Source organism: Microbacterium sp. 70-16, from assembly GCF_001898315.1.
Classification (GTDB): domain Bacteria; phylum Actinomycetota; class Actinomycetes; order Actinomycetales; family Microbacteriaceae; genus Microbacterium.
On the sequence record NZ_MKTQ01000026.1, the window covers coordinates 222,921 to 245,416 of the forward strand.

Annotated in this window: 24 protein-coding genes and 1 tRNA gene; 15 read left to right on the forward strand and 10 right to left on the reverse strand. The window is 69.2% G+C overall.

Going from position 1 to position 22,496, the window contains the following annotated elements; genetic code table 11:
• Nucleotides 1-10: 10 nt before the first annotated feature.
• The 3 genes from nucS to BGO46_RS11845 all read left to right on the forward strand — a co-directional run bounded on the left by nucS (nucleotide 11) and on the right by BGO46_RS11845 (nucleotide 2,701).
• Nucleotides 11-706: an endonuclease NucS gene (nucS, locus tag BGO46_RS11835; protein ID WP_292673634.1), complete on the forward strand. Its 696-nt coding sequence runs from the start codon at nucleotides 11-13 to the stop codon at nucleotides 704-706.
• A gap of 67 nt (nucleotides 707-773) precedes the next feature.
• On the forward strand, nucleotides 774-1,448 hold the full coding sequence (locus BGO46_RS11840) for an HAD hydrolase-like protein (protein ID WP_292673632.1): 675 nt from the start codon (nucleotides 774-776) through the stop codon (nucleotides 1,446-1,448).
• Between the two features lie 2 nt (nucleotides 1,449-1,450).
• The gene (locus BGO46_RS11845) at nucleotides 1,451-2,701 is read left to right on the forward strand and encodes a hypothetical protein (protein ID WP_292673630.1); all 1,251 of its coding nucleotides are present in this window, start codon (nucleotides 1,451-1,453) and stop codon (nucleotides 2,699-2,701) included.
• 41 nt (nucleotides 2,702-2,742) lie between these two features.
• Here the strand turns inward: BGO46_RS11845 and BGO46_RS11850 are convergent, their stop codons facing one another.
• Entirely contained in the window at nucleotides 2,743-2,949 is a 207-nt protein-coding gene (locus tag BGO46_RS11850; protein WP_292673627.1) for a cold-shock protein, read from the reverse strand.
• Nucleotides 2,950-3,269: 320 nt separating this feature from the next.
• On the opposite strand from BGO46_RS11850, the gene BGO46_RS11855 reads away from it, so the two are divergent.
• Entirely contained in the window at nucleotides 3,270-3,911 is a 642-nt protein-coding gene (locus tag BGO46_RS11855) for a GntR family transcriptional regulator (protein WP_292673623.1), read from the forward strand.
• A gap of 23 nt (nucleotides 3,912-3,934) precedes the next feature.
• Here the strand turns inward: BGO46_RS11855 and BGO46_RS11860 are convergent, their stop codons facing one another.
• Together BGO46_RS11860 and BGO46_RS11865 are read right to left on the reverse strand one after the other, a co-directional pair.
• Nucleotides 3,935-4,954 carry a zinc-dependent alcohol dehydrogenase family protein gene (locus BGO46_RS11860; protein WP_292673620.1) on the reverse strand — a complete coding sequence of 340 codons (1,020 nt, stop codon included), beginning with the start codon at nucleotides 4,952-4,954 and terminating at the stop codon, nucleotides 3,935-3,937.
• Nucleotides 4,955-5,518: 564 nt separating this feature from the next.
• A tRNA-Leu gene (locus BGO46_RS11865) sits at nucleotides 5,519-5,602 on the reverse strand.
• Between the two features lie 152 nt (nucleotides 5,603-5,754).
• Between BGO46_RS11865 and BGO46_RS11870 the strand changes: the two genes are divergently transcribed.
• From BGO46_RS11870 to pknB, 7 genes are all read left to right on the forward strand, one after another.
• A complete protein-coding gene (locus BGO46_RS11870; RefSeq protein WP_292673617.1) occupies nucleotides 5,755-6,486 on the forward strand; it encodes a DUF3662 and FHA domain-containing protein in 732 nt (243 codons plus the stop codon).
• Nucleotides 6,483-7,079, forward strand: a complete 597-nt coding sequence (locus BGO46_RS11875) for an FHA domain-containing protein (protein WP_292673614.1) — start codon at nucleotides 6,483-6,485, stop codon at nucleotides 7,077-7,079. The genes BGO46_RS11870 and BGO46_RS11875 overlap by 4 nt, the downstream gene beginning before the upstream one ends.
• A 12-nt stretch (nucleotides 7,080-7,091) precedes the next feature.
• Nucleotides 7,092-8,330: a Stp1/IreP family PP2C-type Ser/Thr phosphatase gene (locus BGO46_RS11880; protein WP_292673611.1), complete on the forward strand. Its 1,239-nt coding sequence runs from the start codon at nucleotides 7,092-7,094 to the stop codon at nucleotides 8,328-8,330.
• A complete protein-coding gene (locus BGO46_RS11885; protein ID WP_292673609.1) occupies nucleotides 8,327-9,715 on the forward strand; it encodes an FtsW/RodA/SpoVE family cell cycle protein in 1,389 nt (462 codons plus the stop codon). The genes BGO46_RS11880 and BGO46_RS11885 overlap by 4 nt, the downstream gene beginning before the upstream one ends.
• 81 nt (nucleotides 9,716-9,796) lie before the next feature.
• The gene (locus tag BGO46_RS11890; protein WP_292673607.1) at nucleotides 9,797-11,257 is read left to right on the forward strand and encodes a penicillin-binding transpeptidase domain-containing protein; all 1,461 of its coding nucleotides are present in this window, start codon (nucleotides 9,797-9,799) and stop codon (nucleotides 11,255-11,257) included.
• Nucleotides 11,254-12,972 (forward strand): serine/threonine-protein kinase, encoded by a 1,719-nt coding sequence (locus BGO46_RS11895; protein ID WP_292673605.1) that lies wholly within the window; start codon nucleotides 11,254-11,256, stop codon nucleotides 12,970-12,972. The genes BGO46_RS11890 and BGO46_RS11895 overlap by 4 nt, the downstream gene beginning before the upstream one ends.
• Nucleotides 12,973-13,017: 45 nt before the next feature.
• Nucleotides 13,018-14,724, forward strand: coding sequence for a Stk1 family PASTA domain-containing Ser/Thr kinase (pknB, locus tag BGO46_RS11900; protein ID WP_292673602.1), 1,707 nt, complete (start codon nucleotides 13,018-13,020; stop codon nucleotides 14,722-14,724).
• 61 nt (nucleotides 14,725-14,785) lie between these two features.
• Here the strand turns inward: pknB and BGO46_RS11905 are convergent, their stop codons facing one another.
• From BGO46_RS11905 to BGO46_RS11915, 3 genes are read right to left on the reverse strand one after another with little or no spacing between them, the layout of a single operon-like run.
• Complete coding sequence (locus tag BGO46_RS11905; RefSeq protein WP_292673600.1) at nucleotides 14,786-15,430, reverse strand: gamma-glutamyl-gamma-aminobutyrate hydrolase family protein; 645 nt, start codon at nucleotides 15,428-15,430, stop codon at nucleotides 14,786-14,788.
• On the reverse strand, nucleotides 15,423-15,581 hold the full coding sequence (locus BGO46_RS11910; RefSeq protein WP_282405113.1) for a hypothetical protein: 159 nt from the start codon (nucleotides 15,579-15,581) through the stop codon (nucleotides 15,423-15,425). Before BGO46_RS11910 ends, BGO46_RS11905 begins: the two co-directional genes overlap by 8 nt.
• On the reverse strand, nucleotides 15,581-16,399 hold the full coding sequence (locus BGO46_RS11915; RefSeq protein WP_292673598.1) for a class E sortase: 819 nt from the start codon (nucleotides 16,397-16,399) through the stop codon (nucleotides 15,581-15,583). Before BGO46_RS11915 ends, BGO46_RS11910 begins: the two co-directional genes overlap by 1 nt.
• A 54-nt stretch (nucleotides 16,400-16,453) precedes the next feature.
• On the opposite strand from BGO46_RS11915, the gene BGO46_RS11920 reads away from it, so the two are divergent.
• Nucleotides 16,454-16,693 (forward strand): cell division protein CrgA, encoded by a 240-nt coding sequence (locus BGO46_RS11920; RefSeq protein WP_292673595.1) that lies wholly within the window; start codon nucleotides 16,454-16,456, stop codon nucleotides 16,691-16,693.
• A gap of 154 nt (nucleotides 16,694-16,847) precedes the next feature.
• On the opposite strand, the gene BGO46_RS11925 is transcribed toward BGO46_RS11920, so the two are convergent.
• Both BGO46_RS11925 and BGO46_RS11930 read right to left on the reverse strand, forming a co-directional pair.
• On the reverse strand, nucleotides 16,848-17,702 hold the full coding sequence (locus tag BGO46_RS11925) for a rhomboid family intramembrane serine protease (RefSeq protein ID WP_292673593.1): 855 nt from the start codon (nucleotides 17,700-17,702) through the stop codon (nucleotides 16,848-16,850).
• Nucleotides 17,703-17,712: 10 nt separating this feature from the next.
• Nucleotides 17,713-18,270 (reverse strand): peptidylprolyl isomerase, encoded by a 558-nt coding sequence (locus BGO46_RS11930; RefSeq protein ID WP_292673591.1) that lies wholly within the window; start codon nucleotides 18,268-18,270, stop codon nucleotides 17,713-17,715.
• An 86-nt stretch (nucleotides 18,271-18,356) separates the two neighbouring features.
• On the opposite strand from BGO46_RS11930, the gene BGO46_RS11935 reads away from it, so the two are divergent.
• The 3 genes from BGO46_RS11935 (at nucleotide 18,357) to BGO46_RS11945 (ending at nucleotide 21,241) form a co-directional block, all read left to right on the forward strand.
• Complete coding sequence (locus BGO46_RS11935) at nucleotides 18,357-18,935, forward strand: DNA helicase (RefSeq protein WP_292673589.1); 579 nt, start codon at nucleotides 18,357-18,359, stop codon at nucleotides 18,933-18,935.
• 90 nt (nucleotides 18,936-19,025) lie between these two features.
• On the forward strand, nucleotides 19,026-19,511 hold the full coding sequence (locus tag BGO46_RS11940; protein ID WP_292673587.1) for an aminoacyl-tRNA deacylase: 486 nt from the start codon (nucleotides 19,026-19,028) through the stop codon (nucleotides 19,509-19,511).
• 317 nt (nucleotides 19,512-19,828) lie between these two features.
• Entirely contained in the window at nucleotides 19,829-21,241 is a 1,413-nt protein-coding gene (locus BGO46_RS11945; RefSeq protein ID WP_292673584.1) for an HNH endonuclease signature motif containing protein, read from the forward strand.
• A gap of 289 nt (nucleotides 21,242-21,530) precedes the next feature.
• On the opposite strand, the gene BGO46_RS11950 is transcribed toward BGO46_RS11945, so the two are convergent.
• Both BGO46_RS11950 and BGO46_RS11955 read right to left on the reverse strand, forming a co-directional pair.
• Nucleotides 21,531-21,959: an NUDIX hydrolase gene (locus tag BGO46_RS11950; RefSeq protein WP_292673582.1), complete on the reverse strand. Its 429-nt coding sequence runs from the start codon at nucleotides 21,957-21,959 to the stop codon at nucleotides 21,531-21,533.
• Nucleotides 21,960-21,968: 9 nt separating this feature from the next.
• On the reverse strand, nucleotides 21,969-22,379 hold the full coding sequence (locus BGO46_RS11955; protein ID WP_292673578.1) for an isocitrate lyase/phosphoenolpyruvate mutase family protein: 411 nt from the start codon (nucleotides 22,377-22,379) through the stop codon (nucleotides 21,969-21,971).
• Between the last annotated feature and the right edge of the window lie 117 nt (nucleotides 22,380-22,496).

Sequence of the window (22,496 nt, forward strand, 5' to 3'; positions counted from 1 at the left end):
GGATCGTCGGGTGCGTCTCGTCATAGCCCGCTGCTCCGTCGACTACACGGGTCGCCTCAACGCGCACCTGCCGCTCGCGACCCGCGTGCTGATGCACAAGGCCGACGGATCGCTGCTCGTGCACTCGGACGGCGGCAGCTACAAGCCGCTCAACTGGATGAGCCCGCCGTGCACGCTCACCGTCGAAGAGCCCGATGACGAGTCGGCGTCGGCGGGCGTCGTCGAGCACTGGCGCGTGACGCACGCGAAGACGGGGGATGCCCTGCTCGTGCGCATCTATGAGGTGCTGCACGACTCGTCGCACGACCTTGGCGTCGACCCCGGTCTGCAGAAGGACGGCGTCGAGGCCGACCTGCAGCGGCTGCTCGCCGAGCAGGTCGACGTCATCGGCGATGGCCTCACGCTCGTGCGCCGCGAGTTCCCGACGGCGATCGGCCCGGTCGACCTGCTGCTGCGCAACCCCTCCGGCGGCACGATCGCCGTCGAGGTCAAGCGGCGCGGCGACATCGACGGGGTCGAGCAGCTCACCCGCTACCTCGAGCTGCTGGGCCGTGACCCGCACCTCGCGCCGGTGACCGGCGTCTTCGCCGCGCAAGAGATCAAGGCACAGGCGAAGGTGCTGGCCGCCGACCGGGGCATCCGCTGCGTCACCCTCGACTACGAGGGCATGAAGGGCATCGAGTCAGGGGCGCCGCGCCTGTTCTGAGGCCCGCGCTGGCGGCCCCGCGTGAACTGGCGGCCGGCCCGCCGACCGGCCTGGATAGGCTGAGGTCATGTCACTGAGATCTGCGTGGACCTGCGTGCTGTGGGACGTCGACGGGACGATCGTGGATGCCTCGGAGGGCATCCTGCGGCGCCTGACGATCGCCCTCGAGCACTTCGGCAAGCCCGCTCCCACGCGCGAAGAGCTCGTGCACTGGATTGGCCCGCCGATGTTCGAGTCGTTCCAGAAGAACGTCGGGATGACGCCCGAGGAGTCGACGGTCGCGGTCGCGTACTACCGCGGAATCTCGAAGGACGACGGCTACACGACCGGCGCGAGGCTCTACCCCGGCGTCGGTGAACTGATCGCCGAACTCGATGCCGCCGGCATCGCCCAGTCGACCGCGAGCTCGAAGCCCGAAGTGCAGGTGACGGCGCTCATGGAGCACTTCGACCTCTCGCCGCACCTGCAGGCGCTCGTGGGGTCGACGCCCGACGAGAAGACCCTCGCGACGAAGGCTGACATCGTCGCCGAAGCGCTGCGACGGCTGCAGGCGGCGGGCCTCGACACGAGTCGCCCCGTGCTGATCGGCGACCGGCATCACGATGTCGACGGCGGCGCCGCGAACGACGTGCCGGTCATCTTCGTGAACTGGGGCTTCAGCTGGCCGCACGAGTCCGAGGGCGCCGCGGCCGTCGTCGACACGGTGGCCGACCTGCGCGCGCTGCTGCTCATCGAGGACTGACGATGGACGAGCTCGCGGCCGAGATCTGGCGCTGGCTCATCCCGGCGCTCGTCGTCTTCGGGGGCACGGCGGTGCTCGCTACCGTCGCGATCTGGCTGCTGCGCCGGTCGCGGCGCTCGCCCGCGGCACGGGCATCCGCCGAAGCCGAGCGCACCGCGGCGGGCTCGGCGCTCGTGCGGCTCGACGACGCGATAGACGAGCTCGCTCTCGAGGTGGGGCTGTCGGGCGCCCTCTACGACGGGACGGCTCCCGACACGCTGCGCCGCGCGCGCATGACGGCCGAGCACGCGCGGGATGCCTCGTTCGAGCAACTGCGCGCGCTCACGCCCGAGACGCACCCCGACGAGGTGCGTCGCGTCGCGCGGGGCATCCGCGCGCGCACGGAATCGGCGCTCGCGACGATCGACGCCGCGCGTGCCGAGCACACGGCGTGGATGACCCGCAACGTCAGCGCAGCGGCGCAGGTCGAGGCGGCGCGGTCCCGCGCCCGCGCCCTGCACGCCGAGCTCGGCGACCCCGCGCCATTGCTGGCGACGCTGGCTGAGCGCTACGACCGCAGCGAATGGGTCGACGCCGAGCGTTCGGCCGTCGCGGCCGCGGCAGCCCTCGCAGCCGCCGAGCGGCTCATCGACGAGGCGGCGACGCGGGCAGCGGATCCAACTCGGTCGGCGCTGCCGTTGCTGGCGGACGCCGAGCGGGCCCTGCGGGGCGCGCAGGCCGAGTCGCGGCGCTTCGAAGAGCGGCACCGGCTCGCGACGGATGCCTCGGCAGCGGTCGACGGCGAGATCAGCGCCGCGCGGGGTGCTCTGCGCGAGGCGAACGCCGTGCGGGGCGAACTCGAGTCCGACGATGCCGCGCGGCTCGGCGCGGTTCTGACAGAGGTCGCGGCCGCGCTCGACGCCGTCGAAGCCGACGCTGCGCGGCGGCCGACGGCGGCGGTGACGGCGATCGCCCGGCTGCGTGACCGGCTGGATCTCGCCGTCGGCGATGCGCGCACGGCGCAGCAACGGCTCAAGGGCGCGCGGTCTGCGCTGCCCGGTGCACTCGCGGCAGCGCGCGACCAGATCGCGCGCGCTGAACCGCGCATGCCTGCGGCGGGGGCGGATGCCCGGGTGCGGCTCGGTTCCGCGCAGCGCGAGCTGGCGGCAGCCCGCGGGGCCGCGAATCCCGTCGATGCGCTCGACGCCGCGCGGCGTGCCCTGCGGCACGCCGAAGACGCCGTCGCCCTCGCGGACTACGACGCCCGGTTCTGAGAAAGTGACGGCCCGCGCGAGCGCGGGCCGTCACTTGTGGATCAGAGGGGTCGGATCTTCTCCGCCTGCAGGCCCTTGGGGCCCTGGGCGATCTCGAACTCGACGCGCTGGTTCTCCTCGAGCGAGCGGTAGCCGCTCGACTCGATCGCGGAGTAGTGGGCGAAGACGTCTGCGCCGCCTTCATCGGGAGCGATGAACCCGAAGCCCTTCTCCGAGTTGAACCACTTGACGGTGCCCTGCGTTGCCATGAACTGCCTTACTTGCGTGCGGTGTCGACGCGATCGCGCCGACACGCACCAACCTAGTGCTGACGGGCGCTTCCGGCGCCCTCGGGGCGGGGATGGTGACATAAACGTTGCAACATTGCCGACAGAGGTTCACCCCGATGTCACCCGTTAACCATTCGACGCCCGGGCGTCTCGCGATTCTCGCGTGCGCCCGGGCGTCGACGGATCCCCCCGGATAGGCCACGCAGTGCGTGACTGAGCCTAACTGTACCCACCCGATCCGGCACTCGGGAGGGGGGTGTTGGTGGGAATCCGCCGTGAGCCTCGTACACTGGCCGTCGATGCCCGTCACACTCCACCCGATAGAGCTGACCGTCGGCACGATCCTCGGCGACGAGGTGTACACCGTCATCGGCGCCGCCATCCTCGATGGCAGACTCGTCGCCGGCGCGCGCCTGCGCGACGTCGACCTCGCTCAGCAGCTGGGTGTGTCGCGCACGCCGGTGCGCGAAGCCCTGCAGCGACTCGAGCGGTTCGGGCTCGTCGAGATCGCCGTCGGCCGCTACACGCGCGTCTCGTCGCCGAGCAATCGGGAACGCGACGACACGGGGGAGTTCACCGCCTATCTCATGGGTGTCGCCCTGCGCATGTCGCTGCAGCGGTGCAGCGACGACGAGCTCGCCGAGATCGTCAGATGTGCGGATGCCACGGTCGAGAGCGCTCCGCGCGGCGACGGCCTGGAGCTTTTCCTGCGGTCGACGACGATGTTCGAGCAGGTGACGAAGGCATCCGGCAACTCGGTGCTGATCGGCGTGATCCGCGAGGCGGCGCTCGCGATCCAGCGGAATCTCTCCGGCTGGCATCCCTTCATCGCCGGTGGCATCGCCGACCCGGGCGCGTACGTGCGCCTGCGCGACTGCATCGCCGCGCGCGACGCCGACGGCGCCGAGCAGACGCTGCGCCGCCTGCACGGGCTCGCCTGAGGCCGGCGCCCGGGTCGGACGCGTCAGACGGTCAGCAGCACCTTGGTGGCGCGGCGCTCGTCCATCGCGCGGTAGCCTTCGGCGGCGTCTTCGAGGGGCAGGGTCAGATCGAAGACGACGCCCGGGTCGATGACGCCGTCCCAGATGAGCTGGATGAGCTCGGGCAGGAAGCGTCGCACGGGCGCGGGGCCTCCGTGCAGATGCACCTCGGAGTAGAACAGGCCCTGTCCTTCGATGCTGACGCCGTGCGAGACGCCGACGAAGCCGATGTGACCGCCGGGGCGAGTCGAGCGGATCGCCTGCTCCATTGCCTCTTGCGTGCCGACGGCTTCGATCACACTGTGCGCACCGAGGCCGCCGGTGAGCTCCTTGATGCGGGCAACACCCGCGTCTCCGCGCTCTTCGACGATGTCGGTTGCACCGAACGCGGTCGCCAGTGCCTGCCGGTCGGCGTGACGCGACATCGCGATGATGCGCTCGGCACCGAGTTGGCGCGCGGCGAGGATGCCGAGCAGCCCGACCGCGCCGTCTCCGACGACCGCGACCGTCTTGCCCGGGCCGGCTTCAGCCGCGACGGCGGCGAACCAGCCCGTGCCGAGCACGTCCGAGGCCGCCAGCAGTGACGGGATGAGCTTCGGATCGGGCACACCGGGCGTCGCGACGAGGGTGCCGTCGGCGAGCGGCACCCGCAGGTACTCGGCCTGCGCCCCGCCTGCGCCGGCGAACTCGCCGTGCACGCAGCGCGACTGGTAGCCCGCCGCGCAGATCTCGCACGTGTTGTCGGATGCCATGAACGAGCCCACCACGAAGTCGCCCGGCTTGACCGAGGTGACATCTGCGCCGACCTCGGTGACTGTGCCGACGTATTCGTGACCCATCGGCCGCTCATGCACGGCCTCGGCCCCGCGGTACGGCCACAGGTCTGATCCGCAGATGCAGGTCGCGGCCAGCTTGATGATGGCGTCGGTCGGGGCCAGCAGCGTCGGCATGTCGCGGTCTTCGACCCGCACGTCGCCCGGCTCTCGCATGATCACTCCGCGCATGAGGTGCACTCCTTTATCGGCCGGCGTGACGCACCGGCATCCTGCGTCGTTGTGTCCATTCAAACGCGGTCGGCCTCACCCGTGGGAGTCCCTGCCGAGGGATGTACTGTCAGGGCATCCCTCGGAGCTAGACGCTATGAGTGGTTGAGCCTGGGGCCTCCACTCATAGCGTCTAGCCACGAAGTAGCCGTGGTGAACTTGTGACTCTGTTTGCCTCGACCCCACCGCGCACAGCCGCGCATGGAGAAGCGTGGGATAAAACCCACGCAGATTGAAGTGGGATACTTCCCACTTTTGTACGCCTCCGACGCGACGGCAGTCCTCGGCGACGACCCTGCCATCGCGAAGATCGTCGATGCCATCGCTGCGAACGCGACCGCCCGCGGGTGGCGAGCGCAAAGATCGACCATCCCGGTATCGGCCGCACCCCGGGTGGGGCCACGGGATGTGGTGTAGCCATCGGTGGCGCAATGGCACCTGCGCGGTCCCGACGACGGCACATCACCCGGGAAACGAAACAACCCCCGCCCGGGAAATCCCAGGTCGGGGGTTGTTTCTTCGCTGTGCGCGAGGGGGGAGTTGAACCCCCACGCCCTTTCGGGCACTGGCACCTGAAGCCAGCGCGTCTGCCTATTCCGCCACTCGCGCGAACTGCGGCATCCGAGGATTCCGCAGACTCAACTTCCCGAGGATATCATGCCTGCGGCCCGGCGCAGAATCGTCAGATACGGCGTTCTGACCGCGGTCATCCAGACTGTGCAACTAGCATGTGAGCACCGGCCCAAGCCCTGAGGAGCCCCGTGGGACTACTTGACAGCTTCGAGAAGGGACTCGAGCGCGCGGTCAACAGCGCGTTCGCGAAGTCCTTCCGCAGCGGCATTCAGCCGGTCGAGATCGCCGCCGCACTGCGGACCGAACTCGACGCGAAGGCCGCCGTCGTCAGCCGCGACCGCATCCTCGCACCCAACCTGTTCGAGGTGCGCATGTCGCCGACCGACGCCGAGCGCATGCAGTCGCTCGGCACGACCCTCGACACCGAGCTGCACACGCTCGTCGACAAGCACGCAGCCTCGCAGGGCTTCAGCTTCGCCGGCCCCGTCACGATCAGTCTCGTCGCCGATGACCAGCTGTCGACGGGCACTCTGCGCGTCGCGTCGCAGACCGCCGCCGGCACCGTGAGCTGGCGCGGCGTCGTCGACATCGAAGGCAAGAGGCATCCGCTCACCAAGAGCCGCACCGTCATCGGCCGCGGCAGCGACGCCGACATCACGATCGCGGATGCCGGCACCAGTCGCCGCCACGTCGAGATCCTGTGGGACGGCGAGCGCGCCATGGTGCGCGACCTGAACTCGACCAACGGCACGCTGCTCGACGGCCGCAAGGTCACCGAGGCTCCGCTGCCGCCCGACTCGGTCGTCACGATCGGCCGCACCGACATCGCGTTCCACGTGACCGCACAGGCATCGCCGCCGCGGCCGACGGTCCCGGCATCCGACGCGACCCGCGCCTTCGGAATCGACGGACTGTCGTGAACGGAAGTGAACTGACGCTTCTGCTGCTGCAGATCGGCTTCCTGATCCTGCTGTGGTTCTTCGTCTTCGCGGTCGTCTACTCGCTGCGCGCCGACCTGTTCGGCGTGAAGGTGCGCAAGCTGCCCGAGCCGGCGGCGGCCGGCCCCTCGACAAGCTCGGGGACCACTGGTGCGGGCTCGGGGGCCGGTGCGGGCTCGGGGGCCGGCGCGGCCACGGCGCCCGTCGCGCCCGTCGCAAAGGCCGCTGCCGCACGGGCGACAGCCCCGGTGACTCCGAGCGGGCCGCAGAAGGCGACGAAGGATGCCGTGTCGCGCATCGTCATCACGAGCGGACCCAAGGCGGGCCTTGAGTTGCCCCTCGCCGGCGAGCCCCTCACGATCGGCCGCTCGAGCGAGTCGGGCCTGGTGATCCGCGACGACTACACCTCGAGCCACCACGCGCGTCTGCTGCTGTGGGGCGACCAGTGGATGCTGCAGGATCTCGACTCGACCAACGGCACCTGGCACGACGGCGAGCGCGTCGCGACGCCGGTTCCGGTGCGCGTGGGCGCACCGATCAAGGTGGGCGCGACGACGTTCGAGCTGCGGAAGTAGTCGGACGCACACATGGTCTTCGAGGGGTCGAGCGTCGCCATCTCCCATACGGGGAAGGTGCGCTCCAACAACCAGGATTCGGGCTACAGCGGCTCGAACCTGTTCGTCGTCGCCGACGGCATGGGCGGCCATGCCGGTGGTGACGTGGCCTCGAGCCTCGCCGTGCACCGCCTCCAAGAGCTCGACCATCCCTTCGCGACGACGGGGGATGCCGAGCAAGAGCTGCAAGAGGCCATCACCTCCACCGCGACCCTGCTGATCGACACCGTCGCCGAGCGCCCCGAGCTCGCGGGCATGGGCACGACCGTGAGCGCGCTGGCGATGGTCGACGACTACGCCGTCATCGCGCACATCGGCGACTCGCGCATCTATCTCTACCGCGACGACGCCCTCACCCAGATCACGACCGACCACACGTTCGTGCAGCGCCTCGTCGACTCGGGCCGCATCACTCCGGAAGAGGCGCGCTACCACCCGCGCCGCTCGGTGCTCATGCGCGTGCTCGGCGACATGGACCCCGACCCCGACGTCGACACGTTCATCATGCCGACCCAGCCCGGCGACCGGTGGCTGCTGTGCTCGGACGGTCTGTCGGGCGTCGTCGACGACGCGCACACGGCGAAGGTCCTCGGCCAGCATCTGCCACCCGGCCGCACGGCCGACCTGCTGCTGAAGCAGGCGTTGGATGCCGGTGCGCCCGACAACGTCACGGTCGTCATCGTCGACGTCGGCGGCAACCACCCGATGTTCAGCGGCACCCCCACGATCGTGGGCTCGGCGTCGAACCCGCAGGGCGTGGAGGTGCCGGCGGCCCGACCCGGGCGCACAAGCTGGCTGCACCCGGGCCGTCAGGCGGCGAACGAGCCGACCCACTTCGAGCCGGCCGCCGAGTTCCTCGAAGAGCTCATCGAAGAAGACCGACGCCGCGCGCGTCGCCGCCGCGTCTGGTGGATCGTCGGCCTCGTCGTGATCCTCGCGGCGCTGACGGCGAGCGCGATCGGCGCCTACAGCTGGACGCAGTCGCGCTACTTCGTCGGCTCCGACGACGACACGGTCGTCATCTACCGGGGCATCCAACAGGACATCGGGCCGATCTCACTCTCGTCGGTGCACGAAGACACGGGCATCCTGCTGTCGGATCTGCCGTTCTATCAGCGCCTCGCCGTGCAGCAGACGATCTCGGCGCGCTCGCTCGCCGACGCGGAGGCGATCGTCGAGACGATGCGCCGCACTCTGGAGGGTGGCTCGTGACCGGCACCGTCAATGCAGAGGTGGGCACCGACACCACCGTCGTGAAGGCGCTGCGGCGCATCCGCCTGCCGCAGACGCAGCGCAATCGCGAGCTCGCACTGCTGCTGTTCGCGTTCCTGCTCAACGGTGCCGCGGTCGCGCTCGTCCAGCTCGGCGTCGAAGGCGCGATCGACTGGACGTTCCTCTATTACTGCGGCGCACTCACGGTGCTCGTGCTCGCTCTGCACGTGATCCTGCGCTACAAGGCGCCGCAGGCCGACCCGTTCGTCGTGCCGATCGCGACCGTGCTGTCGGGTCTCGGCCTCGCGATGATCTACCGCATCGACCTCGGGCGCGAGATCACCGGCTGGGCGGCCCTGTCGACCCGCCAGCTCGCGTGGCTGGGCATCGCGATCGCGTGCGCCGTCGCCCTGGTCATCTTCCTGCGCAACTACCGCGTGCTGCTGCGCTACACGTATGTCTTCGGCTTCGCGGGCATCCTGCTGCTGCTGTTGCCGTTCGTGCCGGGCCTGGGAACGGATGCCGGGGCCGACGTGTGGATCTCGATCGCCGGCATCGTCTCGTTCCAGCCCGGTGAGCTCGCCAAGATCTGCCTCGCGATCTTCTTCGCGGGGTACCTTGTGCGCACGCGCGAAGCGCTCACCTCGGTCGGCACGCGGTTCCTCGGCATGACGTGGCCGCGGCCGCGCGAGCTCGGTCCGCTGCTGCTGCTGTGGGCGGGTGCCATGGCGATCATCGTGCTGCAGCGCGACCTCGGCACGGGAATGCTGATCTTCGGCATGTTCGTCGCGATGCTCTACGTCGCGACGGGCAAGACGAGCTGGGTCGTCATCGGCCTCACGCTGGCCGCGATCGGCGTCGCCTTCGCGACGACGATCCTGCCGTATGTGCAGGCGCGCTTCACGAACTGGCTGTACCCGTTCGACCCCGACACGGTCAACGACTCGAGCTACCAGCTGGTGAGCGGACTGTTCGGTCTCGCACACGGCGGACTGCTCGGCACGGGCCTCGGTCGTGGCCGCCCGGGGCTGACGCCCCTGTCGCAGAGCGACTACATCTTCCCGAGCCTGGGCGAAGAGCTGGGTCTGATCGGCGTCTTCGCGATCCTGTGCCTGTACATGGTGTTCGCGAGCCGTGGCATCCGCATCGGCATGGCGGGGCAGGACGACTTCGGAAAGCTGCTCGCGACGGGACTGTCGTTCACGATCGCACTGCAGGTGTTCATCATGGTCGGCGGCGTCACACGGGTCATCCCGCTCACGGGCCTCACGACCCCGTTCCTCGCCGCCGGTGGATCATCGCTCATCGCGAACTGGATCATCGTCGCGCTGCTGCTGCGCATCTCGGATGCCGTGCGCTCGCGCCCCCGGGTGGTGATCGGCTGACATGACGACCCTTCGATACACGCCGCCTTCGGCGTCGCACTCAGGGACCGCAGCCGGTCGCACCTCCGAGGAGGCGCTCTCATGACAAAAGAGCTCCGCCGCCTGAGCATCATCATGCTGCTCATGTTCGTCACGCTGTTCGGCGCGACCAGCTGGATCCAGGTCGTCGAGGCGAACGCCCTCGCCGAGAACCCCGAGAACCGCCGCGCGCTCTACGACTCGTTCGAAGTGCAACGCGGATCGATCATCGCCGGCGACCAGGTCATCGCCACGTCGGTGCCCAGCGGCGACGTCTACAGTTGGCAGCGCCAGTATGTGGATGCCCAGATGTGGGCACCCGTGACGGGGTACATCAACCCGGTGCTGCAATCGGCGACCGGCATCGAGCAGGCGATGAACCGCGAGCTGTCGGGCTCGGCGGGTTCGCAGTTCTTCTCGCGCATCGATCAGATCCTCACGGGGCAGCCGCAGCGCGGGTCGAACGTGCTGCTGACCCTCGACCCCGTCGTGCAGCAGGCGGCATACGAGGCGCTCGGCGACTACGAAGGCGCGGTCGTGGCGATCGAGCCGTCGACCGGCCGCATCCTGGCGATGGTGACGAGCCCCAGCTACGACACGAACCTCCTCGCGGCGCACGACGCGGATGCCGTCAACACGACCTACAACGAGCTGCTGGCCGCGGCGAACGACCCACTGTGGAACCGCGCGACCGGCGACAGCCTGAACCCGCCGGGTTCGACGTTCAAGCTCGTCGTTGCCTCTGCCGCGCTGGCGTCGGGCGACTTCACCCCCGACTCGACGTTCGACAACCCCTCGAGCTGGGTGCTGCCGGGCACCACGACGACCATCCGCAACTTCGACGGCGGCACGTGCGGCTCGGGCGACCAGGTGACGCTCGCGACGGCGCTGCGTCTGAGCTGCAACATCCCGATGGCGCAGCTCGCCGTGCAGCTCGGCGATGACGCCATCCGTGCCGAGGCCGAGAAGTACGGGTTCGACACCACTTTCGAGATCCCGCTGACCACGATCGCGTCGACGTACCCGGCCGGGCCGCTCACCGACGACAGGACGGCGCTGACCGGCTTCGGGCAGGAGAACGTCCTGGCATCCCCGCTGCAGATGGCGATGGTCGCGGCCGGCATCGCGAACGACGGCTCGGTGATGAACCCGCGCATGGTCGACCAGGTCGTCGCGCCCGACCTGACGGTGCAGCAGACGTTCGAGAACACCGAGTTCCGCCGGGCCCTGACCACCGCGGATGCCGCGACCATGACCACCATGATGATCGCCAATGTCAGTGATGGCGCAGCGAGCGGTGCAAGAATAGACGGAGTCGACGTCGCCGGGAAGACCGGCACGGCGGAGCACGGACCCGGCGATCCTTACACCCTCTGGTTCACCGGATTCGCTCCGGCGGATGACCCTCAGGTCGCCGTCGCGGTGATGATCGAGAACGGCGGAGGGCTCGGACAGTCCGGAACGAGCAACGGGATCGCGGCCCCCATCGCGAAGAGAGTCATAGAGGCGGTGCTGGGTAGATGAGACCGACGCAGGGTGTGAGCTTCGGCGGACGCTACGAGCTCGATTCGCGGATCGCGATCGGCGGCATGGGCGAGGTCTGGGAGGCCACCGATCACGTGATCGGGCGCACGGTCGCGATCAAGATCCTCAAGGACGAGTACATGGGCGACCCGGGGTTCCTCGAGCGCTTCCGCGCCGAGGCCCGTCACGCCGCACTCGTCAACCACGAGGGCATCGCGAGCGTCTTCGACTACGGCGAGGAGAACGGCTCGGCCTTCCTCGTGATGGAGCTCGTTCCCGGTGAGGCACTGTCCACGATCCTCGAGCGCGAGACATCGCTGTCGACCGACAAGACGCTCGACATCGTCGCGCAGACCGCCGCCGCCCTGCAGGCCGCGCACGCGGCGGGCCTCGTGCACCGCGACATCAAGCCCGGCAACCTGCTGATCACCCCCGACGGGCGCGTCAAGATCACCGACTTCGGCATCGCCCGCATCGCCGACCAGGTACCGCTGACGGCGACCGGTCAGGTCATGGGCACGGTGCAATACCTTTCGCCCGAGCAGGCATCCGGTCACCCCGCATCTCCGGCGACCGACATCTATTCGCTCGGCATCGTCGCGTACGAGTGCCTGGCCGGCAAGCGCCCCTTCACGGGCGAGTCGCAGGTCGCCATCGCGATGGCGCAGATCAACGACACGGCTCCGCCGCTGCCCGAGACGATCGCCGAGCCCGTCCGCAACTTCGTCATGAGCATGATCGCGAAGAAGCCCGAAGACCGGCCCGCCACGGCATCCGCCGTCGCGCGCGCCGCGACGGCGCTGCGCCGCGGTGACATCGCCGCCGCGGTCGCGATCGTGCCGGCGATCGCCGGTTCCGTGCCGCTCGACGAGGTAACCCAGCTGCTCACCCCGGGCGGCGAAGAGACCACGCGTCTGATGCCGACGGCGGCGCCCACGGCCGCTGCCGCGGGCGAAGAGGCGCCTGCGAAGAAGAAGCGCAGCCCGTGGACGTGGCCGCTCGTCGCCCTCATCGTCCTGCTGCTGCTCGTGCTGGGCGGCACGCTGATCGCGATGTTCGCGAACCAGGGTTCTGAGCCCGAGCCCACGCCGTCGAACACGACGACGACGACGGCCAGCGAGACCCCGACACCTACCCCGACCGTCGAAGACATCAACCTCGGTGATGTCGCCCTGCTCGACAAGACCTGCGCCGACGCGCAGGCCGCCCTCACGGCGGCCGGCTTCACGTCGACCGCGACCTGTGTCGACGGCGACGCGGCACCCACCGAAGACCAGGTCGGGCTGGTCTATCGCACCAACCCGAGCGCCGGCAACGTCGCTCCCGACACCGTCATCACTCTGACGGTCTACGCCGACCTCACACCGATGAGTGACCCGTCGCTGCCGACGCTCGGCGCGGCGACCGTCGACGCCGGCGACACGATCAACGTCACGTGGCAGGGCTACAGTTGCCCGGCCGGGTACACGCCGACCAACTACATCTTCACGGTCGCGGGCGGCACGTTCCAGGCCGGTGGTGGCACGACGGCATCCTTCCTCGTCAGCCAGCAGCCCGCCGTGATCGTCGCCGGTGACTCGGGCACGGTCGTGGTCGACTACATCGTGGAGTGCGAGAGCGGCACCGGCAACGTCCGCCAGTCGCCCTCGTCGGCGAAGGCTGTCGCCACGATCAACGCGGCGCAGGCAACCCCCACCCCGGAGCCCACGGAGTAATCCGCCGGTCGATTAGGCTGGCTGGTGTCTCAGCCAGGGAGTGAAGTGTCTGAAGAGCCGCGCGTGCTGTCCGATCGCTATGAGGTCGGCGAGCTCATCGGGCGCGGCGGCATGGCGAGCGTGTACCGCGGTCGCGACCTGACCCTCGGCCGCGAGGTCGCGATCAAGATCCTGGCGAGCGAACTGGCCAGCGACGCGGGCTTCCGCACGCGGTTCCGCCTCGAGGCGCAGGCCGCGTCGCGCATGTCGCATCCCGCGATCGTGCGCGTGTACGACGCCGGTGAGGATGCCCGGACGGGCGCCGACGGCATCACGCACCCCGTCCCGTACATCGTGATGGAGCTGGTCACCGGCAAGCTGCTGAAGAACATCATCGCCGCCGGCGACGTGCCGATCGCCGACGCGCTGCGCTACACAGACGGGATCCTTGAGGCGCTCGAGTACTCGCACCGCGCCGGCGTCGTGCACCGCGACATCAAGCCCGGCAACGTCATGGTCACCGCCGCCGGCCAGGTCAAGGTCATGGACTTCGGCATCGCGCGCGCCGTCTCGGACTCGTCGTCGACGGTCGCCGAGACAACCGCGATCATCGGCACCGCCGCCTACTTCTCGCCCGAGCAGGCCAAGGGCGAGCCGGTCGATGCGCGCGCCGACGTGTATTCGGCGGGCGTCGTGCTGTACGAGCTGCTCACGGGCCGTACGCCGTTCCGCGGCGAGTCGCCCGTCGCCGTCGCGTACCAGCACGTCAGTGAGACGCCGCTGGCCCCTTCCGAACTCGTCGAGAGCGTGCCGCGTTCGCTCGATGCCGTCGTGCTGCGCGCCCTCGCAAAAGACCCCTTCCAGCGTTTTCAGGACGCCGCGTCGTTCCGCGAGGCGCTCGATGCGACGCGCGACGGTCACACCCCGAGCAAGCGCCAGGTGGGCGCGCTGACGAGCGAGCTGTATGGCGCCAACCCACGACAGGCGGCCGAGACCGCACGCTCGCTGCGTCAACTGTCGACCGACACGACGATGCGGCGCACGCAGTCGGGTCCGCCGGCGGCGTGGATCTGGGCCGGCGTCGCGGTGCTGGCGGTCGTGCTGATCTCGGTGCTGTTCTGGGTGCTGACCAGCCGCCCCGGCACGACGATCCCCGACACGGCGCGCGTCGTGCCCGACGTGATCGACATGTCGTGGGAGCGCGCGCAGGAGATGATCCTCGAGCGCGACCTGCAGGCCGAACCCATCGAAGAGAGCAGCGACAAGATCGCCGAGGGCAACGTCATCCGCACCGACCCCCTCGCGGGTGTCACGGCGGCCCCGGGCCAGACCGTCAAAGTGTACGTGTCGACGGGCCAGGAGATGAGCACCGTCCCGACGCTCACAGGCCTGAGCACCGAAGCGGCGACGCAGGCACTGACGGATGCCGGGCTGGCGCTCGGCGCCGTCATCACGCGCAACGACCCCGATCTGGCAGCCGGCATCGTGATCTCAGCCGATCAGACGGAGGGGTCGGAGGTCGGCGTCGGCACGTCGGTCAACCTCGTCGTCGCAAGCGGCATGGTGACGCTCGTCGACGTCGTCGGGTACACCGCCGAGGCGGCGCAGCGCACGCTGACATCCGACCTACTCAAGCTTGTGCCGTCGATCGTCGAAGACGCGGGGTGCCCCGCGACGCCCGGTGACCAGATCGTGGCTGCGCAGTCGCTCGCCCCCGGCGACGTGCCGATCCACTCGACCGTCGAGCTGAGGGTCTGCACCGGCACGCCGTAGCTCCGGCGGCGGCGCTGGTGCCGGTGCTGCCGCGCCGGCTCCCCGCTTGTGCCGCGCCGGTTCAGACGACGGCGCGGTGCGGCGAAAGGGATGCCCCTCGCGCGGCGGCCTGCGCGTACGCGGGGCATCCGGTGCTCTGCAGCCAGTTGCCGAGCAGGCGGTATCCACCCTCGGTGAGCACTGCTTCGGGGTGGAACTGCACTCCGCGCAGCGGCAGGGAGCGGTGGGCGAGGCCCATCACGACGCCCGTCGCCGTGTGCGCGGTGACGCGCAGCTGCGGCGGAACGCCGCCGGGCTCGACCGCCAGCGAGTGATAGCGCGCCGCCGTGAACGGCGAAGGAAGGCCGTCGAAGAGCGGGTCGCCGTCGTGCAGCACGGCGCTGGTCGACCCGTGCACGAGTTCGGGGGCCTCGGTAACGGCTCCGCCGAACGCGACGGCGAGTGTTTGGTGCCCCAGGCACACTCCGAGCAGGGGGGTTCCGGTGTGCGCTGCGGCTCGGACGACGTCTATGGATGCCCCGGCGTTCTCGGGCGTGCCGGGGCCGGGGGAGATCACGACGCCGGCGGCTGCGGCAATCGCCGCGGTCGGGTCGGTGATGGCATCCGCTTCGATCATCGTCGTCGTCGCGCCGAGCTCGTGCAGGTACCCGATGAGCGTGTGGACGAAGCTGTCGTGGTTGTCGACGACGACGATGTGGTCAGCCACCGACGGTGGACTCCTGCGGGTTGATGAACTGCGACACCCAGGGGAATGCGTACCAGAACAGTCCGTAGATCACCGCGGCGGCGAGCACGAGAAGGATCAGCACGCGCACCCAGGCGGGGCCGGGCAGAATGCGCCAGAGGGCGGCGTACATCAGGCGGATGCTCCTTGCGTCGGGGCATCCAGCGATGCCGGCGGGCCGTCAGCGGTCGGGGTGAAGTCTTCGAACACGGCGTAGGCGATGATGCGCTCGAGCATGTTCAGCTTGGGTGCGCAGCTGGTGAGCGTCAGGTAGCGGCCGTCGGCGGCGACGCCGACCTGCTGGGGGACCGGCAGCAGCACCTCGACCTGGGTGTCCTGCACATACTCGAGCGTGCGGAAGCGGTAGGTGTACCACCCGTCGGCGGTCTGAATGACGATCGCGTCACCGATCACGAGCTGGTCGATCGGGTCGAAGGGCGCGCCCGAGGTCCAGCGGTGGGCGGCGTAGACGGTGTTGCCGATCTCGCCGGGCATCGCGGTGTCTTTGTAGTGGCCGATCTCGCCCTGGTCGAGAATGTCCTTGCGCGAGGTGCCGGCCGCGATCGTGAACTGCCAGTCCGACCCGAACCGCGGGATGAACATGACACCGAACTGCGTGCCGTGAGCGGGCTGCGTCGACACCGGGATGACGGTGTTCGCGGGGTCGGTCGGCTCATCGGTCGCCGACGGAGTCGCGGCGGGGTCGTCGGTGGGCGACGGGGTGGTGTCGTCTGTCGGCGCGGGTGTCGTCCAGCTCTGCGACAGCGCACTGGCCTCCGCGTGCTTCTCGGCACCGATGATCGCGTCGCCGATCCACATCTGCCACGAGACGTAGAGCAGTGCGACGACACCGAGGGTGATGAGCACTTCGCCCAGCACGCCGATGACCGAAGTGCGTCGCCGGGGCCGACTGTTTCGTCGCGTCTCGGCAGGCGCGCTGATATCACCCATGCCGCGATTCTCGCACAGCACGGCTGTGGCCCGGCTGGCAGGTAGACTCACCGCATGGCACGTTCTGGCAGAGATGACGAGCAGCTCACCGAGCACAACGAGGGCGACGCGGCCCCCAACCCGGTGTGGTTCAAGCCCATCATGCTGGGGCTCATGATCCTCGGGTTGCTGTGGGTCATCGTCTTCTACCTGAGCAGCCAGGCGTTCCCGATTCCCGGCATCGGCGGATGGAACCTCGTGATCGGCTTCGGCATCGCGTTCGTCGGGTTCCTCATGACGACCCGCTGGCGCTGACACTCTCCACAGACCTATCCCCGGGTGTGAATTACACCGGTGTGATTCATCCCCACCTGTGGATGAACCTGTGGATAAGTTTGTGGTCAGGCGCGCAGCGGCTGTCCACAAAGGTTGAGCGAGCGGCGTCAGCCGCGAGTCGAAACCCGCGTCGTCAGCGATAGACCAGGAGCGGAACCGCGAGCAGCGCGAGTAGTCCCGCGGCGACCGCGACCAGCAGCCATATTTGTGTGCGACGCTGACGGATCGCGCGCGTGCGCGCGAAGATGAACCCGATCAGCGCACCGACGAGCCCGCCGCCGATGTGCGCCTGCCAGGCGATGTTCGATCCGGGCAGGAACGTGATCAGCAGGTTCAAGCCCAGCAACACGGCGATCGCCGTGACGTTCGCGCCGATGTGTCGGCCGATGACGAACATCGCGCCGAGCAGGCCCCACACCGCACCGGATGCCCCGGCGACGACGCTCGTCGGCGCCAGCAGCGCCGTGAGCACCGATCCGCCGAGGGCACTGAGCAGGTAGAGCGTGAGGAACCGGCCGCGGCCGAGCAGCGGCTCGAGACTGCGGCCGAGGGCCCACAGCGCGAGCATGTTCAGCACGATGTGCCAGATGCTCGTGTGCACGAGCGTCACCGTCACCAGCCGCCACGGCTCGGTGTACGCGAGCGGCGCGTAGAACACGAGCGCACTGCGCACGGCGGCGCCGACACCGGGGATGAGCCCGATCAGGTAGAAGACGCTCGTTACGATGACGAGGCCGTACGTCACGAGCGGCTTGTCGCTTTGGGCCGCGCGACGCCGGGGCATCCGTGTCACCGTCGCGGCACGCTGACTCTGCTGCGCACCCTTCTGTTCAGCGAGGCACTCTGGGCAGATGACGCCGACCGGCATCTGCGTCTGACATTCCGGGCAGATCGTGCGCAGGCAGCGCTGGCAGAGCACGAAGCTCTGACGGTCAGGATGCCGGTAGCAGTAGTTGTCCGGATTGGTCCGGAAGTCGGCGTCGGTCACTCGGCGTCGGTCAGACGGCCGCGACGTCGATCGAGCTGATGACGACAGGCTCGATCGGGCGGTCACCGGCGGCGGTCGGGACGGCGGCGATCGCGTCGACGACGGCGCGGGATGCCTCGTCGGCGACCTCGCCGAAGATCGTGTGCTTGCCCTGCAGCCACGGGGTCGGGTCGGTCGTGATGAAGAACTGCGAGCCGTTCGTGCCCTCGGCCTTGCCCGTGATGGCGTTGCGGCGCAGGCCCGCGTTGGCCATCGCGAGGATGTAGGGCTCGTTGAAGTTGAGCTCGGGGTGGATCTCGTCGTTGAAGTTGTAACCCGGGCCGCCGACGCCCTGACCGAGCGGGTCGCCGCCCTGGATCATGAAGTTCGGGATGATGCGGTGGAAGATGACGTCGGTGTAGAGCGGGCCCTCGCCGGGCTTGCCCGTGGCGGGGTCGGTCCAGGCCTGCGAGCCGTCGGCGAGGCCGGTGAAGTTCTGCACGGTGCGCGGCGCGTGGTCTCCGAAGAGGTTCACGACGATGTCTCCGTGGTTGGTGTGGATGGTCGCAACGGCGCTGTGGATCGTCATGCTCACCATTCTCACACCTGCACAGCCCTTCCGCGGTCGGCGCTGTCTGGCAAGATGGGAGAAACGACCCGATCAGGGAGGGCCCCGTGAGCCTCAGCCGCAAGCGCAAGAAGGAACTCCGCAAGCTTCAGGACCAGGCGACGACGCTGTGGGAGTCGCAGCAGATTCTGCTCGGCCAGGCCGGTGACGTCGCGCGTGAGGCCGGTCGCCAGCTCGGCAATTACAACCGCGAGCAGGTCGTGCCCACGGTGCAGCACACGTACGAGAAGTACGCCGCTCCCTACGTCACCCAGGGCGTCGAGACGTCGCGTCGCGTCTACAACGACAAGTTCGTGCCCGCGGCCGGTGCCGTGATCGGCTCGGCGCTGTCGGTGTGGGATGCCGCGAACGAGAAGCGCGACAACCTCGCCGCCGGGCGTGCGTTCGGATCGGTCGATCTTTCGGCACTGCAGGCGAAGGCACAGAAGTACGGCAAGACGGCCGCGAAGCGGATCGCCGCTCCCGCTCCCGCCCCCGCGAAGAAGGGGATCGGCGCCGGTGGCGTCATCGCCATCATCCTGGGTGTCGCGGCGGCTGCCGGTGTGCTCTACGCCGCATGGCAGACGCTGCGCGCCGATGACGAGCTGTGGGTCGCCGACGACCCGCTGCGCGCACCGGACGCGTGAGCGCACCACCGCTGGTCGAGTGCCGCGCCGAAGGCACGGCGGCAGCACCGCTGGTCGAGTGCCGCGCCGAAGGCGCGGTGTATCGAGACCATGGCGATCTCCGCTGATCCTCTGGCGCGCGTCCGCGACGCGGCTGCCGCGCGCGGGCTCGAGATCGAGATCCGCGAACGGCCGGCGGCGCGCAGTCTCACCGAAGCGGCATCCCTGCTGGGACTGCAACCGGCGGACATCGTCAAGACGCTCGTGGTCAAGCGCGCGGACAACACGTATCTGTTCGCGCTGATCCCCGGCGACCTGGCGATCTCGTGGCCGAAGCTGCGTGCGCTTGTCGGAGTGAACAAGCTGCGCCTGCCCGAGCCTGAGCTGGCGCTCGCTGCGACCGGATACGAGCGCGGCACGATCGTGCCGATCGGCAGCTCGACGGATTGGCCCGTCTACGCGGACGAGTCGATCGTGGGGCGCCGCATCGCCATGGGCGCCGGCGCGCACGGATACAGTCTCTTCGTCGACGCGGATGCCCTGATCACCGCTTACAACGCGACGGTGGCCGACATCTCCCAGCCCGCCGCCGGCTGACCGCCCTCTGATCCCCGAGCTTGTCGAGGGGCCGCCCACCTTCATCGGTGATCGAGTGCCGGCGCGAAGCGCCCCCCGGAGGGTCCCGGTGATCGAGTGCCGGCGCGAAGCGCCGGTGTATCGAGATCAGCGCGGTGTGCAGCGGCTGGCCTCCGAGCCCGCCATCCATGGCCCCCGAGCCCGTCGAGGGGCCGCCTCCACCCCCAGACTGCGCCGCCTCCTCCACAATCACCACCCCTCGCGACTTATCCACAATCCCCGTCTGACCAGGAGTTCCTCCCCCGAGAATGTCCGACCCCCTCGTCAGAATGGGGGGTATGGACCTCCTCACGTCGCCGCTGCGAGACCTGCTGACGCAGGCATCCGCGGTGCTGCGTGATGCCACCTCCGAGCGCGCACTTGAACGGGCGACCGAGCACGAGCTTGCCGCGCAGCTGGGAATGATCGCCGAGCTGAACCGCCTCGGCGAGGCGCTCTTGATCGACGCGGTCGGCGAGGTGATGCGCCGCTCTGAGCCGGCCGTGCGCGATGAGCGGATGACCTCGCACCTGGGCTGCCGCGACGTGACCGAGCTGATTCAGCAGATCACGCGCGTCGAGCCGCGTACGGCGGCCAAATTGCAGCGCGCCGCGAAGGCCGTGCGCCCAGAGGTGTCGGCCACGACAGGGGAGCGGCTCGATGCCGCGTTCCCGTCCGTCCGCGACGCGATGCTCGACGGTGTTCTCGGTACCGACGGCATCCTCGCGATCACGGCGCCCTTGCAGGAAACCGCACCACGTGTGAGTGCGGCGGCGCGTCAAGAGGCCGCCGATGTGGTCGTCGCGGAGGCGCGCGGCGAAGGTCCGTCCGCGGCGCCGCCGCTGTGTGCCGAACTGCTGAAGATCCACGCGCAGGCGTGGGCGCTGGCGCTCGACCCCGACGGCGCCGAGCCGCGCGAGCGGGTCGCGGAACGCCGCCGCGCACTCACACTCGGGGTCGCGACGCCGGCGGGTGTTCCGATTCACGGGCTGCTCGTGCCCGAAGTCGCCGCACAACTGCAGACGATCTGGGATGCCCAGACGTCGCCGAAGGTCGCCTTCGATGACCCGACCGCCGTCGACGCCGACGGCGACCTGCTTCCTCTGCCTGCAATGGATGATCGGACGCGGGCGCAGAAGCAGCACGATGCCTTCGCGGCCGCGCTCAGTGTTGCCGCGACATCGGGACTCCTTCCCACGATCGGCGGCTACGCTCCCGTGCTGGTGGTGTCAGTCGACGAGCACGACCTGGTGGACGGCACCGGCTACGCACACGTACAGGGCTGCGACCAACCGATCTCGATCGCAATCGCGCGGCACATCGCGTGCTCGGGTTCGATCCAGCGGATCGTCAGCCGCAACGACGGACGGATCATCCGTCTGGGCACCGAAGAGCGCGTGTTCAATCGCCAGCAACGGCGCGCCATCGCGTTGCGCGACGGTGGGTGCATCATTCCCGGGTGTGGGACACCCGCCGCCTGGTGCGAGATCCATCACGTCACCGAGTACGCACAGGGTGGGCCCACCCACACCGACAACGGAGTACTGCTCTGCTGGTATCACCACCGCTTCCTCGACCGGATCGGCTGGAAGATCCGGATGAACCAGGGCGTGCCTGAAGTGCTGGCCCCACCCTGGCATGACATCTCGAGGCGTTGGCGACCGACGACGACCTCGCCGCTGCGCCTGAAGAAGCGCGTCCTCCGGACGTGACGCGTGCCCTCGGACGTGGGGTCTGTGGTTTCGATACGCCGGCTTCGCCGGCTACTCAACCACCGAATGGGGGCGCCGCAGCTCGCACCCCCGGGAGGGTCCCGGTGATCGAGTGCCGCCGCGCAGCGCACCCCCGGAGGGCCCGGTGATCGAGTGCCGCCGCGCGGCGCACCCCCGGAGGGTCCCGGTGATCGAGTGCCGCCGCGCAGCGGCGGTGTATCGAGATCAGCGGAGGGCGTGACGCTTGTGGTTTCGATACGCCGGCTTCGCCGGCTACTCAACCACCGAGTTACCGCGCCGTGGCATCCGCCATCTCGAGTGCGATGTCGATCAACTGCACGTGCTGCAGGTCGGCGATCGCGTCGCGCGCGAACCACTCTGCGTGGTCGGTGGAACCGCCGACTTCGTCAGTCAGCTGACCGCCGATGATGTGCGCCCGGTAGAGGATCCTCAGGGTGTGCAGCGGCTGGTCGGCACCCGGCGTGATGCGCTGCCTCGCGGGGATCACGCGCGAGTTGATGCCGAGCAGCTCGTCAACCTCGACCTGGTATCCGGTCTCTTCGCTGACTTCGCGGCGGACGGCATCCAGCGGATCTTCGCCATCTTCGAGCCCGCCGCCCGGCAACGTCCAGGCGCCGCGTCGGCCTTCACTCCAATGGGCGAGCAGGATGCCACGCTCGCCCTCGACCACGGCATAGGCGGCGACACGCAGATCCATCCCGTCACCCTAGCGGAGCGCGATGGCAGGCCTCACAGCTCTGCGCTGAAGAGTCGCTGCAGGTCGGCATAACCGCGCGCTGTCGAGCGCGCTCAGCGTTCCCGATTCGAGCAGTTCACGCCCCGCGCGCTCGAGCGCGCTGAACGCGATGCGTGCGAGGCTGCCGCCGACACTCACGCGCGCGACTCCTAGCGAAAGGAGAGTCGCGACGTCGAGGACGGGCATCGTGAGCCCCGCGACGATGTTGACGGGAGCCGCGATCGCCGCCGTGAGGCGGTGGATGGTCTCGACGTCACGAACGCCCGGGACGAAGATGCAGTCCGCACCGGCCTCGAGGTACCGGCCTGCGCGCACCAGCGTCTCGTCGAACGGGTCGCCCGACGTGCCCACGAAATAGGCATCCGTTCGCGCATTCAACACGAATGTGGCTCTTCGGAATCAAGGGTGTAGCGAGGGTCTGAAACCTCCGGCCTCGAGCAGGCTCCTGGCTGTGTAGTTCGCGAGGTTGCGGAAGCCGAGCGCGGAGCCGCGGAGATG